General features: G+C 72.3%; 26 protein-coding genes. 21 read left to right on the top strand and 5 right to left on the bottom strand.

The window, feature by feature from the left end; all coding sequences use genetic code 11:
• Window positions 1–187: 187 nt before the first annotated feature.
• Window positions 188–655 (bottom strand): hypothetical protein, encoded by a 468-nt coding sequence (locus tag ACERMF_RS10110; RefSeq protein ID WP_373668957.1) that lies wholly within the window; start codon window positions 653–655, stop codon window positions 188–190.
• A gap of 243 nt (window positions 656–898) precedes the next feature.
• On the opposite strand from ACERMF_RS10110, the gene ACERMF_RS10105 reads away from it, so the two are divergent.
• Window positions 899–1663 carry a lysophospholipid acyltransferase family protein gene (locus tag ACERMF_RS10105; protein WP_373668956.1) on the top strand — a complete coding sequence of 255 codons (765 nt, stop codon included), beginning with the start codon at window positions 899–901 and terminating at the stop codon, window positions 1661–1663.
• A 20-nt stretch (window positions 1664–1683) separates the two neighbouring features.
• Here ACERMF_RS10105 and msrB read toward each other — a convergent pair whose 3' ends face one another.
• The gene (msrB, locus tag ACERMF_RS10100) at window positions 1684–2085 is read right to left on the bottom strand and encodes a peptide-methionine (R)-S-oxide reductase MsrB (RefSeq protein WP_373668955.1); all 402 of its coding nucleotides are present in this window, start codon (window positions 2083–2085) and stop codon (window positions 1684–1686) included.
• On the bottom strand, window positions 2082–2783 hold the full coding sequence (locus tag ACERMF_RS10095; protein WP_373668954.1) for a hypothetical protein: 702 nt from the start codon (window positions 2781–2783) through the stop codon (window positions 2082–2084). The genes msrB and ACERMF_RS10095 overlap by 4 nt, the downstream gene beginning before the upstream one ends.
• 163 nt (window positions 2784–2946) lie before the next feature.
• Between ACERMF_RS10095 and ACERMF_RS10090 the strand changes: the two genes are divergently transcribed.
• The 19 genes from ACERMF_RS10090 to ACERMF_RS10000 all read left to right on the top strand — a co-directional run bounded on the left by ACERMF_RS10090 (window position 2947) and on the right by ACERMF_RS10000 (window position 22731).
• On the top strand, window positions 2947–3786 hold the full coding sequence (locus ACERMF_RS10090) for a CDP-alcohol phosphatidyltransferase family protein (RefSeq protein WP_373668953.1): 840 nt from the start codon (window positions 2947–2949) through the stop codon (window positions 3784–3786).
• The gene (locus ACERMF_RS10085; RefSeq protein ID WP_373668951.1) at window positions 3783–4811 is read left to right on the top strand and encodes a phosphatidylinositol mannoside acyltransferase; all 1029 of its coding nucleotides are present in this window, start codon (window positions 3783–3785) and stop codon (window positions 4809–4811) included. Before ACERMF_RS10090 ends, ACERMF_RS10085 begins: the two co-directional genes overlap by 4 nt.
• Window positions 4808–5929, top strand: coding sequence for a glycosyltransferase family 4 protein (locus ACERMF_RS10080; RefSeq protein WP_373668950.1), 1122 nt, complete (start codon window positions 4808–4810; stop codon window positions 5927–5929). Before ACERMF_RS10085 ends, ACERMF_RS10080 begins: the two co-directional genes overlap by 4 nt.
• A gap of 152 nt (window positions 5930–6081) precedes the next feature.
• Complete coding sequence (locus tag ACERMF_RS10075) at window positions 6082–7203, top strand: DUF3048 domain-containing protein (RefSeq protein WP_373668949.1); 1122 nt, start codon at window positions 6082–6084, stop codon at window positions 7201–7203.
• 47 nt (window positions 7204–7250) lie between these two features.
• Window positions 7251–8180, top strand: a complete 930-nt coding sequence (gene pdxS / locus ACERMF_RS10070; RefSeq protein WP_373668948.1) for a pyridoxal 5'-phosphate synthase lyase subunit PdxS — start codon at window positions 7251–7253, stop codon at window positions 8178–8180.
• A gap of 65 nt (window positions 8181–8245) precedes the next feature.
• The gene (gene pdxT, locus ACERMF_RS10065) at window positions 8246–8878 is read left to right on the top strand and encodes a pyridoxal 5'-phosphate synthase glutaminase subunit PdxT (RefSeq protein WP_373669251.1); all 633 of its coding nucleotides are present in this window, start codon (window positions 8246–8248) and stop codon (window positions 8876–8878) included.
• Window positions 8875–9159 (top strand): hypothetical protein, encoded by a 285-nt coding sequence (locus ACERMF_RS10060; protein WP_373668947.1) that lies wholly within the window; start codon window positions 8875–8877, stop codon window positions 9157–9159. The genes pdxT and ACERMF_RS10060 overlap by 4 nt, the downstream gene beginning before the upstream one ends.
• Before the next feature lie 90 nt (window positions 9160–9249).
• On the top strand, window positions 9250–10008 hold the full coding sequence (locus ACERMF_RS10055; RefSeq protein WP_373668946.1) for a YebC/PmpR family DNA-binding transcriptional regulator: 759 nt from the start codon (window positions 9250–9252) through the stop codon (window positions 10006–10008).
• 112 nt (window positions 10009–10120) lie between these two features.
• Window positions 10121–10786: a crossover junction endodeoxyribonuclease RuvC gene (gene ruvC, locus ACERMF_RS10050; protein WP_373669250.1), complete on the top strand. Its 666-nt coding sequence runs from the start codon at window positions 10121–10123 to the stop codon at window positions 10784–10786.
• Window positions 10783–11406 carry a Holliday junction branch migration protein RuvA gene (ruvA, locus tag ACERMF_RS10045; protein ID WP_373668945.1) on the top strand — a complete coding sequence of 208 codons (624 nt, stop codon included), beginning with the start codon at window positions 10783–10785 and terminating at the stop codon, window positions 11404–11406. The genes ruvC and ruvA overlap by 4 nt, the downstream gene beginning before the upstream one ends.
• Window positions 11403–12512: a Holliday junction branch migration DNA helicase RuvB gene (gene ruvB, locus ACERMF_RS10040; RefSeq protein WP_373668944.1), complete on the top strand. Its 1110-nt coding sequence runs from the start codon at window positions 11403–11405 to the stop codon at window positions 12510–12512. The genes ruvA and ruvB overlap by 4 nt, the downstream gene beginning before the upstream one ends.
• Window positions 12513–12568: 56 nt before the next feature.
• Complete coding sequence (locus ACERMF_RS10035) at window positions 12569–14119, top strand: potassium/proton antiporter (protein WP_373668943.1); 1551 nt, start codon at window positions 12569–12571, stop codon at window positions 14117–14119.
• A 120-nt stretch (window positions 14120–14239) separates the two neighbouring features.
• Window positions 14240–14515, top strand: coding sequence for a preprotein translocase subunit YajC (yajC, locus tag ACERMF_RS10030; protein ID WP_373668941.1), 276 nt, complete (start codon window positions 14240–14242; stop codon window positions 14513–14515).
• Entirely contained in the window at window positions 14512–15405 is an 894-nt protein-coding gene (locus tag ACERMF_RS10025) for a phosphohydrolase (protein WP_373668940.1), read from the top strand. The genes yajC and ACERMF_RS10025 overlap by 4 nt, the downstream gene beginning before the upstream one ends.
• A 33-nt stretch (window positions 15406–15438) precedes the next feature.
• Entirely contained in the window at window positions 15439–16920 is a 1482-nt protein-coding gene (gene secD, locus ACERMF_RS10020) for a protein translocase subunit SecD (RefSeq protein ID WP_373668939.1), read from the top strand.
• Entirely contained in the window at window positions 16917–17972 is a 1056-nt protein-coding gene (secF, locus tag ACERMF_RS10015) for a protein translocase subunit SecF (protein WP_373668938.1), read from the top strand. The genes secD and secF overlap by 4 nt, the downstream gene beginning before the upstream one ends.
• Before the next feature lie 49 nt (window positions 17973–18021).
• A complete protein-coding gene (locus ACERMF_RS10010; RefSeq protein ID WP_373669249.1) occupies window positions 18022–18546 on the top strand; it encodes an adenine phosphoribosyltransferase in 525 nt (174 codons plus the stop codon).
• Between the two features lie 77 nt (window positions 18547–18623).
• Complete coding sequence (locus ACERMF_RS10005; protein WP_373668937.1) at window positions 18624–20396, top strand: ATP-binding protein; 1773 nt, start codon at window positions 18624–18626, stop codon at window positions 20394–20396.
• 7 nt (window positions 20397–20403) lie between these two features.
• Window positions 20404–22731 carry a bifunctional (p)ppGpp synthetase/guanosine-3',5'-bis(diphosphate) 3'-pyrophosphohydrolase gene (locus ACERMF_RS10000; protein ID WP_373668936.1) on the top strand — a complete coding sequence of 776 codons (2328 nt, stop codon included), beginning with the start codon at window positions 20404–20406 and terminating at the stop codon, window positions 22729–22731.
• Here ACERMF_RS10000 and ACERMF_RS09995 read toward each other — a convergent pair.
• Together ACERMF_RS09995 and ACERMF_RS09990 are read right to left on the bottom strand one after the other, a co-directional pair.
• Complete coding sequence (locus tag ACERMF_RS09995) at window positions 22728–23546, bottom strand: maleylpyruvate isomerase family mycothiol-dependent enzyme (RefSeq protein ID WP_373668935.1); 819 nt, start codon at window positions 23544–23546, stop codon at window positions 22728–22730. The two genes, ACERMF_RS10000 and ACERMF_RS09995, sit on opposite strands and share 4 nt — an antisense overlap.
• On the bottom strand, window positions 23543–24130 hold the full coding sequence (locus ACERMF_RS09990) for a TetR/AcrR family transcriptional regulator (protein WP_373668934.1): 588 nt from the start codon (window positions 24128–24130) through the stop codon (window positions 23543–23545). The genes ACERMF_RS09995 and ACERMF_RS09990 overlap by 4 nt, the downstream gene beginning before the upstream one ends.
• Before the next feature lie 496 nt (window positions 24131–24626).
• On the opposite strand from ACERMF_RS09990, the gene ACERMF_RS09985 reads away from it, so the two are divergent.
• Window positions 24627–25364: an MBL fold metallo-hydrolase gene (locus ACERMF_RS09985; protein ID WP_373668933.1), complete on the top strand. Its 738-nt coding sequence runs from the start codon at window positions 24627–24629 to the stop codon at window positions 25362–25364.
• The last annotated feature ends 110 nt before the right edge of the window (window positions 25365–25474 follow it).

Below are 25474 nucleotides of genomic sequence, written 5' to 3'. Positions count from 1 at the left end.
GTGCGGCGAGACCGAGGTGGGCCTCGCCCCAACATCACGGCCGCCGGCTCGGATCACGGCCGCCGGCTGATATCACGGCCGTGCGCGGTGATGCCTCGGCGTGGCGGTGCGGCGAGACCGAGGTGGGCCTCGCCCCAACATCACGGCCGCCGGCTCGCATCACGCCGATGTCGAGGTGTCGCCGAGGTCACTCGTCGCGATCGTCCATCGTGCGTTTGCCGAGCAGCCAGATCCCGACGAAGGCGCCGATGACGAGGATCGGAAAGGCCAGGCCGGGCAGGAACCCCGCCACCAGCAACGCGACCAGGAACAGCGCGATCGCCGGTCCCGCGCGCATCAGTCGCTCGCTGGCGAGCCTGGGCGAGGCCTCCTCGTGGCGCCGGGAGCCACCGCGTGACGCCGGGCGCGGGGTGGGGTCGGTCTTGCGCCGGCCCCGGCGCCCGCGGGCGGTCCCCCCTCCGGGCCGGGCCGCACGAGCGATCACGTCCATGTTCGCCGCCAGTACCTGGTGGGCCTGGTCGGACTGGCCGTCGGGGACCAGGACGTGGATGCCCTCCCGGGTGCGCTTGGCCTCCGGCGTCAACCCGTCGCGCTGCAGCACCTCGAGCAGCACGCTCGCCTGCTCGGCCGGCCACGCTCCCAGGTCGCTCGCCACTCGCCAGGCTCCTCTCGTCCGTCTGCCCGGGTCGTCCACCCGTCGGTACAGGTGTGCGGTGGGGGAGAACACTCGACGCTTCCCCGAGGCGACCGTAGGCTAGCGGCGTTCGAGGACGTGCCGGACCCGACCGGCGGGTGGCAACCCGGTCAGCGCGGGCGGCGATACGCCCGCCGAAGGGTTGCTCGCCCACCGGATCCGCCAGGGCGACACGAGCTGACCGAGGAGGTCGAAGTGCCGGGGATGGCCGACGCACCGCGGATGTACCGGACGCTGAAGCGGGCGCTCCCGCCGCTCCTCAACCGCTACGTCCGGCTGCGCCTCGAGGGCATCGAGCACGTCCCCGATCGTGCCCCCGCGATCCTGGCCTGCAACCACCTGTCGTTCATCGACTCGATCGTCCTGCCGATCAACGTCGGCCGGCCGGTCTATTTCCTCGGCAAGGCCGACTACTGGGATTCGTGGCGGACGCGCTGGTTCTTCCAGGGGACCGGCGTCGTACCGGTCCACCGCGGCGGCGGGGACAAGGGCGGCGACAGCCTGCGCACGGGGGTCGAGATCCTGCGCAACGGTGACCTGCTCGGCATCTATCCCGAAGGCACCCGCAGCCCCGACGGTCGGCTCTACCGCGGCAAGACCGGCCCGGTCCGGATGGCCCTCGAAGCCGAGGTGCCCATCATCCCGTGTGCGGTCATCGGCACCGACAAGGCGATGCCCACCGGCACCTACCGTCCGCGACGGCACCAGGTCACGGTCCGCTACGGGCGGCCCCTGGACCTGTCCCGCTACCGCGAGCAACGCACCGATCCCTTCGCCCTGCGGTCGGCGACCGACGAGCTGATGTACGAGATCATGCTGCTCAGTGGGCAGGAATACGTCGACGAGTACGCCGCGAAGGTCAAGTCGGGCGCCGTCGACGTCAGTGCCGACCTCGACGTGCGCGACGCGGTCGACGGGATCACGATCGAACTGCCCGACCAGGCGGCCGATCGTCGCGCCGCCGGCTGAGCCGAAAGCCGGGAGATCCGTCAGCGCCCGCGGTCGAGGTCGAGTGCCAGCGAGTTGATGCAGTACCGCAGCCCCGTGGGCTGATCGGGGGCGTCGTCGAAGACGTGTCCGAGATGGCCCCCGCACGTGGCGCAGGTCACCTCCACCCGCCGCATGCCGAGGCTGAGGTCCTCGTGCTCCTCGACGGCCCCGTCGTCGACGGGCTGGTAGAAGCTGGGCCAGCCGCAGTGGGCGTCGAACTTGGTCTGGGCGGTGAACAGCGCGGTTCTGCAACCGGCGCACCGGTAGGTGCCCTCGCCCTGTTCGTCCCAGTACGCGCCGGTGAAGGGACGTTCGGTGCCCTGTTGGCGCAGCACCCGGTACTGCTCCGGCGTCAGGCGCTCGCGCCATTCCGCATCGGTCAGCTGCAACTCGTCGCTCATCGATCGCCCTCCGCGGTGTCGGCAACGCAGGGTACGGCGGTCGTGTCGCGCAGCAGCACGCCCGCCCCGTCGTGGGTCACCGCCACCAGGTGTCCCAGCAGGAGCACGCGCGCGAACTGGCTCGCCAGTTGGTGCGGCGTGGCGTCCCCGGCCAGCTGGTGACGTTGCTCGAGGAGCACGCGCAACGCGCTGCCGGTGGGGCCCTCGGGGTCCTCGGGGGGCGACCAGGGGCTCCCCAACCGCCAGCCGTCGCCGCCCACGCCCTGCTCGAGCGGGTACAGGTGGCTCGACAGCCGGCAGGCAGCGTCGCCCGCGTCGCCCGCGTCGCCCGCCTCGCCCGCCTCGCCCGCGTCGCCCGCGTCGCCCGCGTCGGCACCGATGACCAGGAGCACGCGCTGGCGCAGGTCGACCTCGTCGGTGACCGGTGCGATCGGGTCCTCGAGGGACCAGGCTCGTCCCGGCAGCGCCAGGGTGAGCCGGTCGGCGCCCAGGGGCAGGAACAGGGCGAGCAGTTCGAGCAGCGGCGGGAGCACGTCGTCGACGTGTGGGCGCAGCTGGGCGATCCCCACCGCCTCGTTCCCGGCGTGGGCGATCAGGCGCGGTCGCGGGAGCAGGCCGTCCGCGAGGTCCTCGCGGGCGAGGTCGAGCAGCGCGGGCGTCGCGTCCGTCCACGGCAGGGGCGGGATGGTGGTGAACATGGAAGCCTCGTCGATCGGTCGGCACACGACCATGCCCGGCACGACCGTCGTGGGCCCCCGCGCATCCGTCGCGGGCTGTGGACAGCACCTCGCGAGCGGCAAACGTCGAGGTTGCTAGCGTGTTGGCGCCCAACGCCCGCTCGGGGCGACCAGCGAGGACGATGTGGCACTGCGGTCTCAGTTTCCCGAGTACGTGTCGGCGGTGACGACGCCGCTCGGCCGCGGCATCGCCAGGACCGGCATCACCCCGAACTGGCTCACGACGTTCGGCCTGCTCCTCACCGCGGCGGCGACCTGGTTCGTCGCCAACGGTGAGCCCGTCATCGGCGGCTGGGTCCTGGTCGCGGGCGGGCTCATGGACACCTTCGACGGTGCCGTCGCCCGTGCGACCGGCCGCTCGACGCCCTTCGGCGGCTTCTACGACTCGGTCAGTGACCGGATCTCGGACGGTCTCATCCTCGCCGGCGTCGCCTGGTGGGTCCGCGACGAACCACGCGTGTTCGTGCTGGCCGTGTCCGCGCTCGTCGCCGCCGAGGTCACGAGCTATGTGCGCGCGAAGGCCGAGTCCATCGACCTGACCTGCGACATCGGCATCCTGGAGCGCGCGGAGCGGGCCATCCTGCTGATGTTCGCGCTCGTCTTCCACCGCTGGTTGCTCGAACCCGTGCTGTGGCTGCTCGCGGTCGGCGGCGTGGTCACCGTCGTGCAACGCATCCACCACGTCTGGTGCCAGATCGACCGCGACATCCCCGAGGAACTGCTCGAGCTCGCGGTCGCCGACCGGGCCTGGAGCCGCGCCTTCCTGCGGGCCGCGCGTCGGTTCTACGGCGAGTACAACTTCGACCCGGCCCTGGACTCCGCCCAGCGGGCGGCGCAGGAGACCGACGAGGTCCCCTTGCCACCGCGGTCGCGCGGCGACCGGTTGCCACGCTCGACCTCGCGCTCACGGGGGCCGCGTCCCCGTTCGGGATCGCGCTCGAGCACCTCGGAGGACCCCAGGTGAGGCGTCCGGCCACGCTCGCCGACCTTCCTCCCGCCCCACCCGAGACCTTCCGGCAGCGGGCCGCCTACTGGCAGTACCGCTCGATCTGGGACACGGCGGCGACGCTGCCGGCGCCGCTCGCCCGGCGCCTGCCCGCCCGGATCGGTCCGGTGTGGTACCGCGCCGCCTCCGAGCGCCAGCGCGAACAGGTCCGACGCAACCTGGCGCGTGTCGTCCCCGACGCCTCGCCGACCGAACGGCGTGACCTCGTGCGTGCCGCCTACGTCTCCTATGCCCGCTACTGGCTCGACAGCTTCCGACTCCACACCATGGACGGCGCCGAGGTGGTCGCCGCCTCGACCGCCGAGGGCCTCGAGCACGTCGACGCGTTCCGCGACAGCGGCCGGGGCGGCGTGTTCGCGACCGGCCACCTCGGCTCGTGGGACGTCGGCGCGTTCTTCACGAGCCAGCGTCGGTGGGGCATGGTGGTGGTCGCCGAACTCGTCGAGCCCCGGCGCCTGTTCGAGCGCTTCGTCCGGTTGCGCGAGCAGGCCGGCATCGAGGTCATCCCGCTCGTGCGGGGCGGCGACATGCTCGACCAGCTCGAACGCCGCGTCCACGACAGCGGGGCACTGGCCACGCTGCTCGCCGACCGCGACCTGACGAAGAAGGGACCGATCGTCTCGTTCTTCGGCGAGCCGTGCCGGCTGCCACCGGGCACGGCCGCGCTCGCCAGGAGGACCCGGCGCCCCGTCGCGGCGGGTGCCTTCTTCACCCGGGGCGACGACGGCTTCCACGGCTACGTGCGCCCGCCGATCGAGGTGGCCGACCTCGACGTCTACGACGGCACGCAGGCGGTGGCCGCCGAACTCGAGGAACTGGTCCGGTTCGCCCCCGAGCAGTGGCACGTCTTCGTCCCGAACTGGCTCGCCGACCGTGAGCCCGCCCATCCGGTGGTCGCGGCCTGGCGGGCCGGCGAGGACTGGCGCGAGCTCGCGCGCGCGGACTGGGTCAAGCGTCGCCGCCGGTTCGGCGGATCGCTGTGAGCGCCGACGACCGCGGCGCGCTGCGGGTGGCACTGGTGACGCCCTACGACCTGCGGACCCCGGGCGGCGTGCAGTCGCACGTGACACACCTGGCCGCTGCGCTGCGAGCCCGCGGTGACGAGGTCACCGTTTTCGGCCCGGGCAGTGACGAGGCCGCCGCCATCGGCCGCTCGCTGCGGGTGCCGTTCAACGGCTCGGTGGCGCCGGTCGCGCCGTCTCCCCGGGCGGCGCGCCGGCTACGCGCCCAGCTACGCGCGGCCGCGCCCGACGTCGTCCACGTCCACGAACCCGTCGTGCCCTGGGCCGGTCTCGCGGCCGTCCGCGCGGACGTGGCTCCGGTGGTCGGCACGTTCCATGCGTGGTCGTCGGACATCCGCGCCTATCGGCTGGCGCGACCCTTCGGTCGGCGCGTCCTCGAAGGCCTGGCGGCGGCGATCGCGGTCAGCGAGGCGGCGGCCGGCTACCACGCCGATGCGCTCGGCGTCCCCGTCAGCCGGTTCCGCGTCGTGCCCAACGGCGTGGACGTCGCGCGGTTCGCCGCGGCCGAGCCGCTGGCCGACATCGCCCGGTCCGGCCAGCCGACGCTGCTGTTCGTCGGTCGACTCGAGCAGCGCAAGGGGCTCGAACCGCTCATCCGCGCCTTCACGCAGCTCAAGACCCAACGTCCCGACCTGCGCCTGTACGTGGTGGGGGACGGCCCCGAGCGCGACCGGTGCCAGCAGCTGCTGCCGGCCCGCCTGCGCGCGGACGTGGTGTTCCTCGGCCGCGTCGGTGAGGACGAACTGCCGCGCTTCTTCGCCTCCTGCGACCTCTACGTGTCCCCGGCGCTCGGCGGCGAGTCGTTCGGGATCGTGCTGCTGGAGGCGATGGCGGCCGGATGCGCGCTGGTGGCGTCGGACCTCCCCGGCTACCGCACCGTCGCCCGCGACGGGGCCCAGGGCCGCCTGGTCCCGCCCGGTGATCCGCGCGCGCTCGCGGGCGCGATCGGCGCCCTGCTCGACAACCCGTCGCTACGCGCTGCGATGGCCGCCGAGGGCCGCCGCACCGTGGCCGCCTACGACTGGCCCGTCGTGGCGAGCCGCATCCGCGCCGTCTACGAGTCCGCCCGCGCCGGCTGAGGGACTGCCGAGCGGCCGGCGCACCGACCCTGCGGGGAATGCCTCGGATCGTGGGTGTCCGCTCGTACGATGACCGGGTCCGGCCGATGCCATCGAGGTGTCGGCGCGGCCGCCACGCGTCCACCGGTGTGCCACCTCGCGAAAGTCCTGCCTTGTCGCTCGCGCTCTCCCTGCATGCCCGTGGTCGTGCGCTGTTCGCCGCCTGCCTGTGTGGCGCCCTGCTCGCCGGCGCCTGCGCGTCGACGGAGCCCGAGACGCCCGTCGAGACCGCGGCCGCCGAGCCGACCGAGGAGCCCTCGCCGGAACCGGAGGAGCCTGCGGCCGAGCCGGAACCCGAGCCCGAGCCGGACCTGCCGCTCGCCCCGTTGACCGGCGTACCGACCGAGCAGGACCTCGCCGAGCGCCCTGCGCTGGTGGTCAAGATCGAGAACTCGCCCCAGGCGCGGCCCCAGGCCGGGCTCGACGCCGCCGACCTGGTGTTCGAGGAACTGGTCGAGGGCGGCGTGACCCGCTTCATCACCGTGTTCCACAGCCAGGTCCCGGAGCTGGCCGGGCCGGTGCGCTCGGCCCGTCCGATCGACATCCAGATCGCGTCGGGCGTCGCGGAACGGCCCGGCTTCGCGTACTCCGGCGCCCGCAAGGAGGTCCAGGGGATGCTCGGCGCGAGCGGGCTCGTGCTGGTCACCGAGGGCGAGGGCGGTTTCCACCGCGACGCGAGCCGCCGCGCCCCGCACAACCTGTACGTGCACACGCCCGCGACCTTCGAGACGGTTGCCGCCAGAGGGGCGACGCCGCCGACCGAAGCCGCCGCGTTCACCTTCAGCGAGCAACCCCCGGCCTGCCCCGAGGAGTTCCCGGGTTGCCTCGCGGCCGGGGCGGACATCGAGGTGGCCATGTCCGGCAGCTTCCGGACCGGCTTCACCTACGACACCGCCGCCGGCGTCTACCGGCGCCTGCAGAACGGCGCGCCCTTCACCGTGACGGGCGAAGGCATCGTCGGCGCCGCGAACGTGGTCGTGATCGGTGCCCGCCACTACCGCTCCGGTTGCTGCGACACGGCCGGCAACCCCTACGACGAGACCGACGCGACCGGCCAGGGACGAGCCGTCGTCCTGCGCGACGGGGCCTGGTACGAGGCCCGCTGGGACAAGCCGGACGCGACCGCCCCGTTGCGCCTGCTCGACGCCTCCGGCGCCGCCCTGCCGCTCAAGCCCGGCCCGACGTGGCTGCTGCTTCCCGACGCCAGCCGCCTGCCCGCGGTCCCGACCTCCTGACCCGCGCAGTACGCTTCCGGTCGACCCCCAGGACTCTCGAGAGCGCCATGACCGACACCAACCAGGCCACCACCCCGGGCACCGACTCCTCGCGCGCCGCCCACGGCACGACGCGGGTCAAGCGCGGGCTCGCCGACATGCTCAAGGGCGGCGTCATCATGGACGTCGTCACGCCCGAGCAGGCCAAGATCGCCGAGGAGGCGGGTGCGGTCGCGGTCATGGCCCTCGAGCGCGTCCCCGCCGACATCCGTCGCGACGGCGGTGTGGCGCGCGCGTCCGATCCCGACATGATCGACGGCATCATCGAGGCCGTCTCGATCCCGGTCATGGCCAAGGCGCGCATCGGCCACTTCGTGGAGGCACAGGTCCTGCAGTCGCTCGGCGTCGACTACGTCGACGAGTCCGAGGTGCTGACCCCGGCGGACGAGGACCACCACATCGACAAGTGGGCGTTCGACGTTCCGTTCGTGTGCGGCGCGACCAACCTCGGCGAGGCCCTGCGGCGACTGTCCGAGGGTGCGGCGATGATCCGTTCCAAGGGCGAGGCCGGGACCGGCAACGTGGTCGAGGCCACACGGCACATGCGCTCCATCACCGGCGAGATCCGCAAGCTCGCCACGATGGACGAGACCGAGCTGTACGCCGCGGCCAAGGAGCACCGCGCGCCGATCGAACTGATCCGCGAGGTCGCCGACACGGGGCGCCTGCCGGTGGTGCTGTTCACGGCCGGTGGCATCGCCACCCCCGCCGACGCCGCCATGATGATGCAGCTCGGCGCCGACGGCGTGTTCGTCGGTTCCGGCATCTTCAAGTCCGGCAACCCCGAGCAGCGTGCCCGCGCCATCGTCGAGGCCACGACCCACTTCGAGGACGCCGGCGTCATCGCCAAGGTGTCGCGCAACCTCGGTGAGGCGATGGTCGGCATCGAGATCGACGCCCTGCCCGAGGGGCAGAAGTACGCCTCCCGCGGGTGGTGAGCGGCCACACCGGTCAGGAACTCGACGCGCGCCGGCCCCGCCGCGCCTGGGTACCGGGGGAGCGGCTGGTCGGTCGCGACCCGGATCCCGAGCCCGCGGTCGGCGCCCCCACGATCGGGGTGCTCGCCCTCCAGGGTGACGTACTCGAGCACCTGCGGGCACTGCGCCGCTGCGGCGCCCACGCGGTCGAGGTCCGCACCCCGGCCCAACTGGCCGAGGTCGACGGCCTGGTCCTGCCCGGCGGTGAGTCGACGACCATCGGCAAGCTCCTCGAGCGCTTCGGTCTGCTACAGCCGCTGCAGGAGCGCATCGCCGGCGGGCTGCCGGTCTTCGGCACCTGTGCCGGCATGATCCTGTTGTCCGACGAACTCGACCAGGACCGGCAGCAGCCGCTCGTCGGCGGCCTCGCCGTCCGCACCCGGCGCAACGCCTACGGACGCCAGGTCGACTCCTTCGACACCCACCTCGAGGTGGTCGGGATCGACGGTGGGCCCATGGACGTCTCGTTCATCCGTGCGCCGCGGGTGGAACGCGTCCTCGACGACGCGGTCGAGGTGCTGGCGCAGGTCGACGGGCACCCCGTGATCGTGCGCCAGGGCCGGCTGCTGGCGGCGGCGTTCCATCCCGAGGTCACCGGCGACGACCGGCTGCACGCCGCCTTCGTGGCTGCCGTGGAGCAGGCACGCACACGTCCGTGAGCGAGGTCTTCGGCCAGGCCGCGGTGCTGGTCGCGGTCGGGCTGCTCGCGCTGGCGGCGGCCGTCGTCGCCGGCCTGCGGACCTCCCGGGGAGCGTCGACCGTCCCCTTCCCGAACGCGGCCCCGCTGGTGCCGTGGCTGGGCAGTGTCCTCGCCGTCGCACTGGCGGTGCGGGGCTCGCTGGCAGGTGCCGCGTTCGTGCTCTTGGCGACGGTCGCCCATGCGCTCCGCGTCCGGTGGCGGGTCGCGCGCGACGCCGCCCGACACCGCCGCGGGGGTTGAGCAGGGTCGGGTCCACACGACGATCCGCCGGTCGTTGCAGGTACGATCGCAGGTCGAGTCACCCAGCCACCTCGCACCGCGGAGCAACGGATGTCCGGACACAGCAAGTGGTCGACGATCAAGCACAAGAAGGCGGCCAAGGACGCCCGGCGAGGCAAGCAGTGGGCGAAGCTGATCCGGCAGATCGAGGTCGCGGCCCGCGAGGCCGGCACGGCGGACACCGACGCCTCGCCCTCGCTGGCGCTGGCGGTGCAGAAGGCGAAGGACGCCGAGGTCCCGAAGGACACGATCGAGCGTGCCTGCAAGCGGGGCGCAGGCGAACTCGACGGTGCCTCCACCTACGAGGCGACCCAGTACGAGGGATATGCGCCCGGCGGTGTGGCCGTGCTCGTCGACTGCCTGACCGACAACCGCAACCGGACCGCCTCCGACATCCGCAGCGCCTTCAGCAAGTCCGGCGGCAACCTGGCCGAACCCGGCTCCGTGTCGTTTCTGTTCTCCCGTCGGGGCCAGGTGCTGGTCGAGGCGAACGGGCACAGCGAGGACGACCTCATGCTGGTCGGCCTCGACGCGGGCCTCGAGGACCTCGAGCACGAGGGTGAGCAGTACACCGCGTGGTGCGACCCGAGCGATGTCCCCGGCCTGCGCAAGGCCTTCGAGGACGGCGGCTTCACCATCGTGCAGGCCGGGTCGACGATGGTCCCCGCGTCGGTCGTGCCGATCGCCGAGGCCGCCGAGGCCCGCAAGGTGCTACGGCTGCTCGACACCCTCGACGACAACGACGACGTCCAGGACGTCTACGCCAACTTCGACATCCCCGAGGACCTGATCGATTCGATCGAGGACTAGGACCGCACCGCCCCACCGGGGCGCCTCCGCAAGCCGCCCGGACCACGCTGCTAGGCTCGGACGAACGCACGTTCGAGCGTAGGCTCGGGCGCAGGCTCGAGGAGGACGCGTGGTGGCTGGGCGGGCGCCGACGACGGTCCTGGGGATCGACCCGGGCCTGACGCGCTGCGGGCTCGGGGTCGTGCAGGGGCCCGACCAGCGGCCGCGTGTCGTCCACCACGCCTGCGTCCGTACCGATCCCGAGCTGCCCCTCGAGCGGCGGTTGCTGGCCGTGCAGGAGGCCATCGAGGCCGCCATCGCGCGGTACCGCCCCGATGCCGTCGCCGTCGAGCGGGTGCTGTTCTCCTCCAACGTCCGCTCCGCGATGGCGACCGGGCAGGCGGCGGGCGTCGCCCTCGTCGCGGCGGCCCGCGCCGGGCTGTCGGTCACCAGCTACAGCCCGAACGAGGTCAAGCAGACCGTCGCCGGGACCGGCAACGCCGACAAGGACGCCGTGGGCCGCCTCGTCGCGGCACAGCTCGGTCTCGCCGAGGTGCCGCGTCCGGCCGACGTCGCCGACGCCCTCGCGGTGGCCCTCACCCACCTGGCCCGGTCGCGGCTCGCCAGCCGGGTCGTGGGGACCGCCGCGGCGTCGGAGCTCGCCGACGCGCATCGCGCGGCCGACACCGCCGCCCGAGGCGGCTGGGAGGCGGTACTGGGGGACCGGCTGCCGAAACCGGCCGGCACGCCCGCGCGCCGCCCGGCCCGCTCCGCCCGGCCCGCAGGAGGACGTTCGTGATCGCCTCACTCCGGGGCCGGGTCGCCCACCGCGACACCTCGACCGTGGTCGTCGACGTCGGCGGCGTCGGCTACCTGGTGCACGTGACGCCGGCCGAGCGCATCCCCGCCCGGGGTGAGTCGGTCGAGTTGCACACCTCCTTGCAGGTCCGCGAGGAGTCGATGACCCTGTACGGCTTCGCCGAACGCAGCATGCTGCAGCTGTTCGAACTGCTGCTGACCTCCTCCGGCGTCGGGCCCAAGCTGGCCCTCGCGGCCCTGGGCACCCACCGCCCCGACGTCCTGCGCACCGCGATCGGAGGCGGGGACATCGCGACGCTGACCGCCATCCCCGGCGTCGGCAAGAAGGTCGCCGAACGGTTGGTGCTCGAGCTCAAGGACAAGGTCGGCGGCGTGACCGGCGGTCAGCTCGCGGGCGTGTCGGTCGACGGCCCCGACGCCGACCTGCTGACCGAGGCGCGCGACGCGCTGCTGGCACTCGGCTACTCCTCCGGCGAGGTGCAGCAGGCGTTGGGGGCGGTCGGTGCCGACGGCGGCCTGCCGGCCGACGCGCAGGTCACCGACGTGCTTCGCGCGTGCCTGCGCCACCTCGGCGCCGCCGCCTTCGAGGGCGCCCGATGACCGGCGGTCCCGGCCACGAACCCCTCGACGGCAACCCGTTGCTGCACGTGGATCCGCTGCCGGGCGAGGACGGCCTCGAGGCGAGTCTCCGCCCGACGCGGCTGGACGAGTTCATCGGCCAGGACCGGGTCCGCCGCCAACTGCAGCTCGTGCTCACCGGCGCCCGCCGTCGCGGGCAGCCGGCCGACCACGTCCTGCTCTCGGGTGCGCCGGGGCTCGGCAAGACGACCCTGGCCGCGATCGTCGCCGCCGAGGTCGGGGCACAGTTCCGGGCCACGTCGGGCCCCGCGATCGAGCGGCCCGGCGACCTCGCCGCGATCCTCACCGGCCTCGAGGGCGGCGACGTGCTGTTCGTGGACGAGATCCACCGGCTGCCACGCACGGTGGAAGAGGTCCTGTACTCCGCCATGGAGGACTTCCAACTCGACATCGTGGTCGGCAAGGGTCCGGGCGCCCGGTCCATCCGTCTCGACCTGCCGCGCTTCACGCTGGTGGGCGCCACCACCCGCACCGGCCTGATCTCCTCGCCGCTGCGCGACCGCTTCGGGTTCGCCGCGCACCTCGAGCACTACGAGACCGACGAGCTGCTCGCCATCGTCCGTCGCTCGGCGGGCCTGCTCGGCGTCGACGTCGACCACGAGGGAGCCAGCGAGATCGCCAGCCGCTCGCGCGGCACCCCGCGCATCGCCAACCGCCTGCTGCGCCGCGTCCGCGACTACGCCGAGGTCGAGGCGGGCGGCCACATCGACCTCACCGTCGCGCGGGCCGCGCTGGAGGTCTTCGACGTCGACGAACTCGGGCTCGACCGGCTCGACCGGCGGGTCCTCGAGGCACTGGTCGACAGCTTCGGCGGGGGACCGGTCGGCCTCGGCACGCTGGCGACCGCGGTGACCGAGGAGTCCGACACCCTCGAGGACGCCGTCGAACCGTTCCTGCTCCGCTGCGGCCTGTTGCAACGCACGCCGCGCGGACGGATCGCCACGGCCGGCGCCTATGCCCACCTCGGCCGGCCCATGCCGCCGCCCGCGAGCGGTCTGCCGCACCGCACGCCGGGGGCGGTGTCGCTGTTCGACGACCGCGACGAGCCCGGCGGCGACGCCGGCTAACTTCTGCGCGCGGACCCGGGCACGGGCGTGTTCGGCCAGGTGACGACAGGCGCGGTGTGCAACTCGAACTCGGCGTCGACGGTGTCCTGCTGATCGGCTCCGTGTTGCTGCTCGCCGCGGCGGTCACGGCGGCCGTGATGGCTTCCGCAGGCGCGCGGCTGCGCATCCCGGGCGCGTTGCTGTTCCTCGGCCTCGGCATGCTCGCCGGCGACGACGGCCTCGGGCTGGTGCGCATGAGCGATCCCGCGCTGGTCCAGAACGTCGGCACGATGGCGCTGCTGTTCATCCTGTTCGAGGGCGGGTTGACCACCAAGCCCACCGACCTCCGGCTGGCCGCGCTGCCGGGGACGCTGCTCGCGACACTGGGAGTGGCCATCACGGCCGCAGTCACCGGGTTCGGGATCTGGCTCGTGCTCGACCTCGACCCGCTCACCGCCGGGCTGCTCGGTGCGGTGGTCGCGTCCACCGACGCCGCCGCGGTCTTCTCCATGATGCGCACGACGCCGTTGCCGCGACGGGTGTCGGCCCTGCTGCGGCTCGAGTCCGGCGCCAACGACCCCATCGCGGTGATGCTCACCGTCGGCCTCATCGCCACGCTCACCGGTCCCGGCGTCACGTCCGGCGACTGGGTCGTCTTCGCCGTCACCCAGTTGTTCGGGGGCGCCCTGGTCGGCGGTGCGATCGGTCTCGCCGGCGTCGCCGCCCTGCGTCGCCTGGAGCTGGGCGCCGAGGGGATGTACCCGGTGATCGCCGGCGCCCTCGGGGCGCTCGCCTACGCGGTGGCGGCCACCCTGGGCGCCTCCGGCTTCGTCGCGGTGTACCTGGCCGGGCTGCTCATCGGCGCCCTCGTACCCCGCCACCGGCGCTCGATCCGCGGCGTCCACGAAGCGCTCGCCAACGCCAGCGAGATCGGGCTGTTCCTGCTGCTCGGCCTGCTGGTGTTCCCATCGGACCTGCCGGGGGTGGCGCTGGCGGGCCTGCTGGTGGCGTTCGTGCTCACCTTCGTCGCCCGGCCGATCGCGGTGTGGGCGTGCACCCTCGGTCAGCGCTACGGCTGGCGCGAACGTGCCCTGATGTCGTGGGGTGGGCTCCGCGGCGCGGTCCCGATCGTCCTGGCAACCTTTCCGGCAACCGCCGACCTCGACGACGGCGGCGCGATCTTCAACGTCGTCTTCTTCGTCGTGCTGGTGTCCGTGCTCGTGCAGGGCACGACCCTCGTGCCACTGGTGCGTTGGCTGGGTCTGGAGGTCACCCGCCCCGGTTGGTCGCCGGTCGCCGAGGCGCTGCCGCTCGAGGGCATCGACGTCGACCTCATCGAGGTGTTCGTCACCGAGGACCTGCCCCTGCACGGACGCCGCCTGCGGGAGGTGCCCCCACCGGAGCGCGCGCTCGTCGCCGCGATCGTGCGCGGGCACCGGGTGCTGATCCCGCGCGGCGACACGCGCCTGGCCAACGGCGACGTGCTGCTCTTGACCGCCCAACGCGAGGGCGACGCGCTGCTGCGGCTGACCGCATGGGCGCGCGGTGAGGCCCTACCCGCCGCGCGGGGCGAGGACCGGGACGCGGAGCGGCGGCGTCGTCGTGGCAGCCGGGACGCTGGACGGTAGGCTGCCCGTCCGTCCGCCCACCGTCCCCACCGGTCTGGGCGGCTTTCCGCGCGGTCACCTCCGGCCGGTTCCGGGGCGTCAGCCGGCCGCGCGGGCTCGACTCGCCAAAAGGACCTCGCCGTGGAAAACCTCAGTGGACTGCTGCTGCCGCTGCTGTTCCTGGTCGTGCTCTACATGCTGCTCATCCGCCCGCAGCAGAAGCGCCAGAAGCAGCACCAGGCCCAGGTCGCGGACCTGCAGGTCGGCGACGACGTGGTGACGATCGGTGGTCTGCATGGGCGCATCACCGCCCTGTCCGACGACACCATGGACCTGCTGGTGACCGACGACGTCGTGCTGCGCTTCCAGCGCAGCTCGCTCGCGCGTGTCGTGCGCGAGGACGCGGAGACCGCGTGACCGAGCACGACGATCTCGACCCGGCCGCCGCCGAACGCGCCGACGCGGCACCGCTGGCGGCCGCCGAGGTCGAGCGGCCCGAGCAGCTCGCCGACCCGGCCGGCCTCAGCGACCCGGCGGCGACCATCGCCGAGTCCGCCGAGGCCGCGCTCGTGCGAGGGGCGGACGCGCAGGACGCGGTCGTCGAGGCCGCCGAGGTCGCCCTGGCCGCCGAGCGCAGTGCCGGTCAGGTCTCCATCCTCACGCAGTTGCAGCAGGACGAGGTCGTCAGCGCCTTCATCAAGCTCTCCGACCAGTTCCTCGGCACCCAGGGGTTCACCGAGCACGGATTCCGCCACGCGAACCTGGTCGGCCGCATCGCCCACAACGTGCTGCTGCACCTCGGCGCCGACCAGGACCTGTGCGACCTCGCCGCCATCGGCGGGTACATGCACGACGTCGGCAACGTCGTCAGCCGCATGAACCACGGCCTGTCCGGCGCGTGGATCGCCTACGACGCGCTGCGCCGGCTGGAGGTGGATCCCTACCGCATCGGGTTGGTGCTATCGGCCATCGGCAACCACGAGGAGCAGTACGGGTCCTCCATCGGTCCCGTCGGCGCGGCCGTGATCCTCGCCGACAAGGCCGACGTGCACCGCAGCCGGGTCCGCAAGGGCGCCGACACCGCGACGGACATCCACGACCGCGTGAACGATGCCGTCACGCACTCGTTCCTGCGGGTCGACGCCGACCGCGCCACCATCACCCTCGAACTCGATCTCGACACGGAACGGTCGACGGTGATCGAGTACTTCGAGATCTTCCTGGAACGCATGGTGATGTGCCGCCGCGCCGCGCGGACCCTCGGATGCGAGTTCCGCATCACCGCCAACGGCGTCCCGCTCGGCTGATCCAGCCGGCGCCGAACGAACGTAGGACCTGACGTGAACAAACGGAGCCTCGTCGCCACCCTCATGGTGACCCTGCTCGTGGTGCTGCTCGCCGGCACCTACCTCGGCCTGGGCAACCGGCCCAACCTCGGCCTCGACCTGCAGGGCGGCATCAGCGCGGTCTACACCGCCGAACTCGAGGGGGACGAGCCCGAGGAGGGCATCGACGACATCCTCGACCAGACCGTCGAGGTCATCCGCGCGCGCGTCGACAGCCTCGGGGTCGCCGAGCCCGACATCTCGCGGGCCGGCAACGACATCATCGTGCAGTTGCCTGGCATCTCCGACGCGGACCGGGTCCAGGAGATCATCGGCACGACGGCGCAGCTCGCCTTCCGTCCGGTCGAGGACATCCTCGTGCCCGGTGACCCCGCCTACGACGAGGGCCCCGACTGCACCGCCCCGGTCGACGAGCGCGAGGAGCTCCCGGCCGAGGAGTCGGGGATCCTGTGCGGGTCCCCGACCGACGGCGCCACCCCCGGTGACGACGACGACGAGGCCGCCCTCGCCGAGGTCGAGAAGTACCGCGTCGGACCGATCGCCCTGACCGGCGAACGGATCGACGACGCCTTCCCGACCCTGGGACAAGGCGGCTTCGAGGTGTCGCTGCAGCTCGACAGCCAGGGCGCGGCGGAGTGGGCGCAGATCACCGGCGACCTGGCCTGCCAGCGCGACCAGGGCCAGCCAGGGATGCTCGCCATCGTCCTCGACAACGTCGTGGAGTCCGCGCCCGGGATGAACCCCGGCGTCGCCTGCGGCGTCGGCATCACGGGCGGACAGGCGACGATCACCACCGGCGGCGCGACCCAGGCCGAACAGGAGACCGACGCGGTCGACCTCGCCCTGATCCTGCGCACGGGTGCGCTGCCGATCAGCCTCGACGCCGCCACCTTCGACGTCGTGTCGCCGACCCTGGGCACCGAGTCGTTGCGCTCGGGGCTGCTCGCCGGGATCATCGGCCTGGTGCTGGTCGCGATCTGGCTGCTCTTCTTCTACCGCGCGCTCGGGGCGGTCGCGCTCGCGGCGCTGGGCATCTTCGGCGTGGTCATCCTGTCGCTGGTCACGGCGCTCGGCACGGTCGGGTTCGCCCTGACCCTGGCCGGCATCGCCGGGTTGATCGTCTCGATCGGCATCACCGCCGACTCCTCGATCATCTTCTTCGAACGCATCCGTGACGAGGCCAACCTGGGCAAGACGGTACGCACCAGCGTCCGGACCGCCTTCTCGTCGGCCTTCCGGACCAACCTGGCCGGCAACACCGTCACGCTGGCGGCCGCGGTGATCCTGTACTTCCTCGCCGTGGGCCCGGTCCGTGGCTTCGCGCTGATGCTCGGCATCGCCAGCATCCTCGACATCGTCATCATGTACTTCTTCACCCGCCCGCTGGTGTTCCTGCTCTCGGGTACCAAGCTGATGAACCGCCGGACGGTCCGGGCCGCCGAACCGGCCACCGTGACCGCAGGGGGACGCCGATGAGGACGCCCAACTTCGACTTCGTCGGGCGCAGCCGCCTGTGGGCCATGATCTCGGGTGCCCTGGTGCTCGTCAGCCTCGGCTCGTTGCTGATCGGCGGCCTCGACCTGTCGATCGACTTCGTCGGGGGGACCGCCTACCGGCTCGAGGGCATCGATCCCGAGACGACCTCCGACGACCTGCGCGCGGCCGCCGAGGACGCCGGTGCCCGCGACGTGCTCCCGCAGCTGCAGGGCGAGGGCGACACCCGCGGCGCACTCGTGCGTACGGACGCGATGGAGCCCGGCAGCGACGAGGCGCTCGCGGTGGAGCGGGCGCTGGTCGAGGTGTCGGACGCCGACAACGCCACCATCAGCTTCGTCGGGCCCAACTGGGGCCAGCGCATCACCCAGCAGGCGCTCGAGGCCCTGCTGGTCTTCATGGTCGTGGTCGTGATCTACATCTCCTTCCGGCTCGAGTTCAAGATGGCCGTCGCGGCCGTCGTCGCGCTGGTGCACGACCTGCTCATCACGATCGGCCTGTACGCCTTGGTGGGCTTCAACGTCTCGCCGGCCACGGTGATCGCGCTGCTGACGATCCTCGGTTACTCGCTCTATGACACGGTGGTGGTGTTCGACCGGGTCAAGGAGAACGCGGTCCAGCTCGGCGAGCCGGGCCGACGCACGTACGCGCAGTTGATCAACGCGTCGATGAACGAGGTGCTGTACCGCTCGCTCAACACCTCGATCACGTCGGTCCTGCCGGTCGCGGCACTGCTGTTCATCGGCGCCCAGGTCCTGGGTGCGACGACGCTGCAGGACCTCGCCTTGGCGCTGTTCCTCGGCATGGCGGTCGGCGTCTACTCGTCGCTGTTCGTGGCTTCGCCCTTCCTCGCATGGTGGAAGATGCGCGAGCCCGAGCAGCGCAAGGCCGCCGAGCGCGAGACCGAACGGCTCGCCCGCGGTGACGAACCCGACGCCGAGGTCGCCGCCCCCACCGCCAGCGCCAGCCGTCGTGCGCCCATCACGACCGAGTACGTCCGCGGCGAGGGCAAGCGCAAGAAGCGTCGGCGTTAGTCGCAGTAGGGTGCCGGCGTCGGCGCGCTCGACAGGAGAGCAGGTGGAGATCCAACTCGATCCGGCGGTGTTGGCCGACCGGATCCGCGACGTCCCCGACTACCCCAAGCCGGGGGTGGTCTTCAAGGACGTCACGCCGTTGCTCGGTGACCACGTCACCTTCTCCACCGCCGTGGACTGGCTGGTCACGCGCTTCGGGCGCGGCACGGTCGACAAGGTGGTCGGCATCGAGGCGCGCGGGTTCATCCTCGCCGCGCCCGTCGCCTACCACTTCGGTGCCGGCTTCGTGCCGGCACGCAAGGCCGGCAAGCTGCCCGGCGACACCGTCACGGCCACCTACGACCTCGAGTACGGCACCGAGACCCTCGAGCTGCACCGCGACGCGATCGCGCCCGGCGACCGGGTCCTGATCGTCGACGACGTGCTGGCGACCGGTGGGACGGCGGCGGCGGCGATCCAGCTGGTCGAGGAGCTCGGTGGCGAGGTCGTCGGGCTGGGCTTCCTGATCGAACTGGCGTTCCTCGCCGGTGCCGAGCGACTGAAGTACGACCATGTGGCGTTGCTGACCTACTGATCCACCGGGCCGGCCCTCGTCCGAGCACGCAGGCGGCCGACAGGTCCACCGGTGTGGCATCGGAGGCGCCGAGGATCGTGGACACCGACAGCGAGGCCCGGAGCGTTCCCGCCGGCGTGCCGTCGTATGTGATCCTGTGTGCCGTCGTGGGCGCCGCGGTGTTGGCGGCCGGTCTCGTGTACGTGGGCCTGCCCTGGCCGGCGACGTCCGAGGGGCCGTGGTGGTACCTGCTGGCGCTCGGGGCCGTTGCCGTCGTCCTGAGCAGCTACGGCGTGGACATCCTCGGGCGACACCTCGAGGGCGTCGAGGGCCCCGAGGAGTTGATCCTGGCCGCGGGGTTGTGCGTGCTCCGCCCCGGTTGGGCGGTCGTGATCGCGCTCGCGGGGACGGTCGGCGCCTCCATGCTCGAGCGCCGGGGCAGGCTGCGGTTCGGCTTCAACACGGCCTGGTCCGCAGCGGCCGTCGCCTCGGCCATGCTCGTCTATGTCGCGATCGGGCCGACGGACGCGTTCGGACCGCTCGGGCTCGTCGCGATCGCCGCCGCCGTCACGACCTTCACGCTGGTCAACTGGGTCGCCATCGCCGGGCTCCGGCAGCGGCTGGGCGACCGTCGTCCGCTGCCCACCGTGTTTTGGGACGGCCTGGTCAGCCACCTCGTCACCGGACTGCTCGCCGGGGCCACCGGACTGGTCGGTGCCGCGCTCCTGCGCCACACCCCGGCCCTGGTGCCGTTGCTCGTGCTGCCGATCGTCGTCCAGCGCGGCCGGCTCCAGCAGCAGGAGGCGCTCGAACGCTCCCGCATGGCCCAGCACGACCGCCTCGAGCGCACGCTGGCCGGTGCGTCCGACGGCATCGCCCTGCTCGACGTCCACGGGCGCATCGAGGTCTGGAACCCGGCGATGGCGGCCCTGACGGGCACCGACCACGATGCCGTGATCGGCCGACGCGCCGACGACGTCCTCGCGGAAGCCGCGCCGGCGGGCGAACCGGTCCAGGACGGCCAGACACGGCTGCGGTCCGCCTCGGGGGAGATCCGGACGGTCCGCCTCGACCGCACGCCGATCGGCGGTGGGGACGACCCGCGGCAGGGCGTGGTCCTGGTCGGCCGCGACGTCACGGCGCAGGTGGAGCTGGACCGGCTGCGCGACGACCTGGTGTCGCGCGTGGCGCACGAGCTGCGGACGCCGCTCGCATCCGTCAACGGCCTGCTCGAAACCGTGATGGTGCGCTGGGACGGACTCGACGACCATCGCCGGCTCGAACTGCTCGATCGGGCCCACCGGGCCGGCAACCGGCTCACCCGGCTGGTCTCCACGTTGCTGACCCACGCGCGGATCGAACGTGTCGCGACGCCCGTCCAGCCTGAGCCGGTGGCGCTGGCGACGACGGTCGCGGACCTGCTTGCCGAGCTGCGGCCGGTCCTGGGGTCGGCGATCCGCGCGCACCTCGACCCCGACGTGGTGGCCGAGGCCGACAGCGGCCACGTCGCGCAGGTCGTGACCGGGCTGCTGGTCAATGCCCACACCTACGGGCGCGCCCCCGTCGAGGTCGAGGTGAGCCGTGAGGACGAGGTCGCCGTGGTGCGCGTCCGCGACCACGGCGACGGGGTGCCGCCGGCCTTCGTCCCGGACCTGTTCACGCCGTTCGCACAGGCGCCGACGGGACTGGAGCGCACGGCACACGGGCTGGGCCTCGGGCTCTCCATCAGCCACCGACTCGCCGAGGCGAACGGTGGCCGGTTGTCGTACGAGCCCGCGGCCGACCGGCCCGGTGCCTGCTTCGTGCTGCGGCTGCCCCTGGCCGCCCCGGTGCCCCGGGCGGCGGTCGGTACAGTGGATCCAAACGACTGATCGCGGGGTGGCGAAGCTGGCGCAGGAGTCGGGGACCGGGACCGAGCAGGGCCGTGAAGCGCGCCCTGGGGCACGTCCGGCGCGCCCGAGCGGCGTCCTCGGCGTCTTCTCGCGGTTGCCGTTGGTGCAGCGTGAACAGGTCCCGCCCGAACTCGAGGGGCTGGCGGCCGCGATCCGCGCCTCGACCCGCGCCGACCTGCGCGAGGTCGTCCGCGCCTACCGCTTCGCCGAGTTGATGCACGAGGGGCAGCGCCGCAAGTCCGGCGAGGCCTACATCACGCATCCGGTCGCCGTCGCGACCGAGCTCGCCACCCTGGGCCTGGGCACCCCGACGCTGGCGGCGGCGCTGCTCCACGACACGGTCGAGGACACCCCGGCCACCCTCGAGGACATCCGCGAGGGGTTCGGCGAGGAGGTCGCGCACCTCGTCGACGGGGTGACCAAGCTCGACCGGATCCAGGTCGAGTCGAAGCAGCAGCAGCAGGCCGAGACGCTGCGCAAGATGATCCTGGCGATGGCCCGCGACATCCGGGTGCTCGTCATCAAGCTGGCCGACCGGCTCCACAACATGGAGACCATCGGCCACATGCCGCGCGAGAAGCAGAAGCGCATCGCCCAGGAGACCCTGGACATCTACGCGCCGCTCGCGCACCGCCTCGGCATGCAGAACTTCAAGCTGCGCCTGGAGGACCTCGGGTTCAAGACGCTGCACCCGAAGCGCTACGACGAGATCGTGGCGATGGTCGAGGAGCGAAACCCCGAGCGCGAGGCCTACATCGAGCAGGTGATGGCCGCGATCCGCGACGAGTTGCGCGAACTGAAGGTCCGCGGCGAGGTCACCGGGCGGCCGAAGCACTACTACTCCATCTACGAGAAGATGGTCCTGCGCGGCAAGGAGTTCGACGAGATCTACGACCTCGTCGCCGTCCGCGTCATCGTCTCGTCCGTCCGCGACTGCTACGCGGTCCTCGGCCAGTTGCACGCGACCTGGCGTCCCGTTCCGGGACGTTTCAAGGACTACATCGCGATGCCGAAGGTCAACCTGTACCAGTCGCTGCACACCTCGGTCATCGGGCCCCAGGGCCGCCCGCTCGAGGTGCAGATCCGCACCCGCGCCATGCACGAGACCGCCGAGTACGGCGTCGCCGCCCACTGGAAGTACAAGGACGGCTCGCGCAGCGCCGACGGCGACTCTGCCTCGACCGACGACCTGCCCTGGATCGAGCAGCTGCTCGAGTGGCAGCAGGAGGTCCAGGAGCCGGGCGACTACCTCGAGTCGCTCAAGATCGACCTGTACCAGGACGAGGTGTTCGTCTTCACCCCCAAGGGCGAGGTGATGGGGCTGCCGGCCGGCTCGACGCCGATCGACTTCGCCTACGCGGTCCACACCGAGGTCGGGCACCGCTGCATCGGCGCCCGCGTCAACGGGCGGTTGGTCCCGCTCGACCACCAGCTCGTGAACGGCGACTCCATCGAGGTGCTGACCTCGAAGGCCGAGGACGCCGGGCCCTCGCGGGACTGGCTGCAGATCGCCGGGTCGACCCGGGCACAGTCCAAGATCCGGGCCTACTTCAACCGTGAGCGCCGCGAGGACGCCATCACGCGCGGACGCGACGCGATCACACGGGCGCTGCGTCGCAAGGGCATCAGCTACCCACGTGCGATGGCCTCCGGTGACCTCACCGAGGTGGCGCGCGCCCTGTCCTACAAGAACGTCGAGGCCCTGTTCCGCGCCGTCGGCGAGAACCACGTCAGCGCGGGGACGGTGGCGCAGCAGGTCCTCAACGAACTGACCGAGGTGGAGGAGGAGCCGGCGGACGAGCTCCCGCCGACCACGACCAGCGCACCGATCCGGCTGGCCCGCGGCAGCGGCGACGACGTCGAGGTCGAGGGCGACAGCGGCATGCTGGTCAAGCTCGCCCGGTGCTGCACGCCCGTCCCCGGCGACGAGATCATCGGTTTCGTCACCCGGGGCCGCGGGGTCTCGGTGCACCGCGCCGACTGCTCCAACGTCGCCGACCTCGAGAACGAGTCCGAGCGGTTCGTGCCGGTCGACTGGTCCGGCGAGGTCACGGCCAACTTCCTGGTCTCGGTGCAGATCGAAGCGCTCGACCGCAAGCACCTGCTGCGTGACATCACCGCCGTGCTGGGCGACCTGCACATCAACATCACCTCCGCACAGGTCGCCACCCGCAAGGACCGCGTGGCCGTCCTGCGGTTCCAGTTCGAGCTCGGCGACCCGACCCACCTCGAGTACGCACTCCGCAGCGTGCGTCGCGTCGACGGCGTCTACGACGCCTACCGGGTCGTGCCGCAGACGGCCGCGTCCCGCTAGAAGAGCAGGCGGGTCCGCAGCAGCGCCACGGCATCCGGCGTGAGGTCGGCACCCACCTCGTCGGGTTCGGCGCGCCCGGACAGCACGCGGCAGTACTCGATCGCGTCGAGCCGCATCGACGCGCCGTCCGAGCCGTGGCGGTAGCGCCCTGCGACCGGACCGGTCAGGGTCAGCTCGAACGGCTGCCCGTGCCGGTTGGCCCACTCGGCGACGACGTCCGCGACGATGCGGCGGTCGAGCTCGGCGTCGGCCGGGTGCGCCCTGCTCGTCGCCCGCGCGATGTCGACGGTGTGCAGCCAGACGTCGCGGGTGTAGATGACGTCCATGAGGTCACCGAGCCGGAACCGCGCCGGCATGCCTTCGGCTGTCGAGCCGCCCTGGTCCATCGGCAGCGAGATCCTGCGCAGCGGGCCGGGCAGGCGCATGCGGCCACGCACGGCGGCAGGAGCCAGGCGGCGGAGTTCGGCGATCCGGTCGGTCGGGGTGAGGTGCGCGTGCTCGCGGACCTGCAGAGCGTTGCCCGCGTCCAGGCTGTTGCCGCCGTACTCGCCCGCGTGCCGGGCGCCGTGCAGCTGCTGCCGTACCGCCTCGCGCATCGAGGCGCAGGACTTCGCAGCCCCGATGACGTGGCCGACCATCGCCGCGACGTCCCACCCGGTGCACTCGGTCGGGCTCGTCCAGTCCGTCGGTTCGAGTTCCTCGAGGAAGCGGATCATCTGCTCGTAGGCGGCCGTCGCCACCTCGGCGGCGTCGCGGTCGCGGGTGATGCGCCGGATGTCGGCCACCACGGTCGTCGTGTCCAGTCCCACGGTCATCGTCTCCTGGTGTGGGCGAAATACATCTCGGCGGTGGGACGGCTCAGACGCCGCCACCGGTCACCGCCCGGATCGTTGGCCAGCTGCTGCGAGGCGAGCCCCACCGTCAACGCCGTCAGCAGGTCGACGTCGTCGGGTTCGGTGATGCCGAGGCGCGCGAGTCGTGCCGTCATCGCCGCGTACGTCGCGACGGACACGGCGTAGGCGTCGGGAGACGGTTGCCACCCGGGCACCGCCCGCGTGAACAGCAGCTGGAATCGGGCCACCGAGGCGGTGCAGAAGTCGAGGAATGCCTCGATGGACGCCGTCAGCGACGCGACCGGATCGGCGGGCTCGAACGCGACCAGGTCGAAGTGCGCCTCCAGCGCGTGGTAGCCCTCGGCGAACATGGCGTCGTAGATCGCCGCCTTGCTGGCGAAGTAGGTGTACAGCGAGGGGGCCCGCATCCCGACCTCGCGCGCCACCTCGCGCAGCGAGAGCCCGGCGATGCCGTCCCGTTCCGCCAACGCCCAGGCGACGCGCACGATGTCGGTTCGCGTCTGCAGGTGCCGCCGGTCACGGACCGGCGTGCCGTCCAGCGCCATCGGGCTCGCCCTAACGTCGTTCGGATAACCTAACAGTGTTCATTATCCGCTCCCGGAGGCGATCTGTCAAGCTCCCGCCAAACGCCGTTCCCTCCTGCCTCGTTGCGTCATGGTCGCGTGTAGCCGCGACCGGCGGCATCGGGGGTTGCCCCTACCTCTTCTGCGGCTTGACGCGACAGCAGCTGCTGTGGCTTCGTCAACCGGTGCAGACCCGAACGTCTCGGAGGGCAGAAGTGCGGCGTCGGGGTTGCGACGGTCGCCCAGAATCACCGGCTCAGCGTCCAGGCCCTGGTCACGGGCGATGTGACGTGAGGACGTGGCTGTGACGCCAGACCGAGGTTGGCCCCGATCTGGGATCACGTCCTCGATCTGGCGTCACACGGTCGGGTGACCGACATGCGCGGAACCGCCGTGTTCCCTCGATGCCGCAGCGCGACGTCTTCCCAGTGGCACGGGGGATTCGTCTAGCGTCGCGCCGCCCGACGAGGAGGACGCGATGACCGACCGGTTCGTGCTCGGTCTGCCGCTGGGCCGGTGGCAGACCAACTGCTGGGTCGTCGGGGACCGCGCCCGGGGGAGTGCGGTGGTCGTCGATCCCGGGGAGCACGGCGCGGTCGAGGTGCCCCGCCTCCTCGCCGCCGCCGGGGTCGCGTGCGAGGCGATCCTGCTCACCCACGGCCACATCGACCACGTCTGGGCAGTCCCGGACCTGGCCCGCTCGTTGGACGTACCGGTGCTGTTGCACGAGGACGACCGCTGGCTGTGGGACGATCCCGCGGCCGCCTTCGGGGCCCCGCCCGAGGTGCTGGCGCAGCAGTTCGGCCTGCACTGGGACCCGCCGGACGAGCGCCTGCAGGCCGTGCACGACGGTGCCCGACTGTCGTTCGCCGGCATTCGCTTCGACGTCCGTCACAACCCCGGTCACACCCCAGGGCACGTCACCTACCTCGGGCGCGAGCTGGCCGAAGCGCCGATCGACTTCCCGCTGGGTTCGGCCGACTCGGCGAGTGACGACGTGCTGTTCTCCGGCGACCTGATCTTCGCCGGGTCGATCGGACGGACGGACTTCCCCCGCGGCTCGAGTGCCCAGATGTCGCAGTCGCTGGTGGACAGCGTGCTGCCCCTCGAGGACGCCACGCTGATCCTGTCCGGGCACGGTCCCGACACCACGGTCGGCCGCGAGCGACGGACCAATCCGTTCCTGCGCGAGGCGGCCGACCGTCACGGCGTGTAGTCCGTCCTGGCGGTTGGCACGGGCATACCGTGTCGAGGCGGCGTGTTTCGGGCGCTCGGCGCACCTGGCGCGCTCGGAGGGCCCGACCACGGGTATGAACGTTGGTACGA

The organism is Egicoccus sp. AB-alg6-2, assembly GCF_041821025.1.
Taxonomy (GTDB): Bacteria; Actinomycetota; Nitriliruptoria; order Nitriliruptorales; family Nitriliruptoraceae; genus Egicoccus.
Note: the sequence above shows the minus strand (reverse complement) of the source record. Positions and strands in the feature narration are given on the sequence as shown.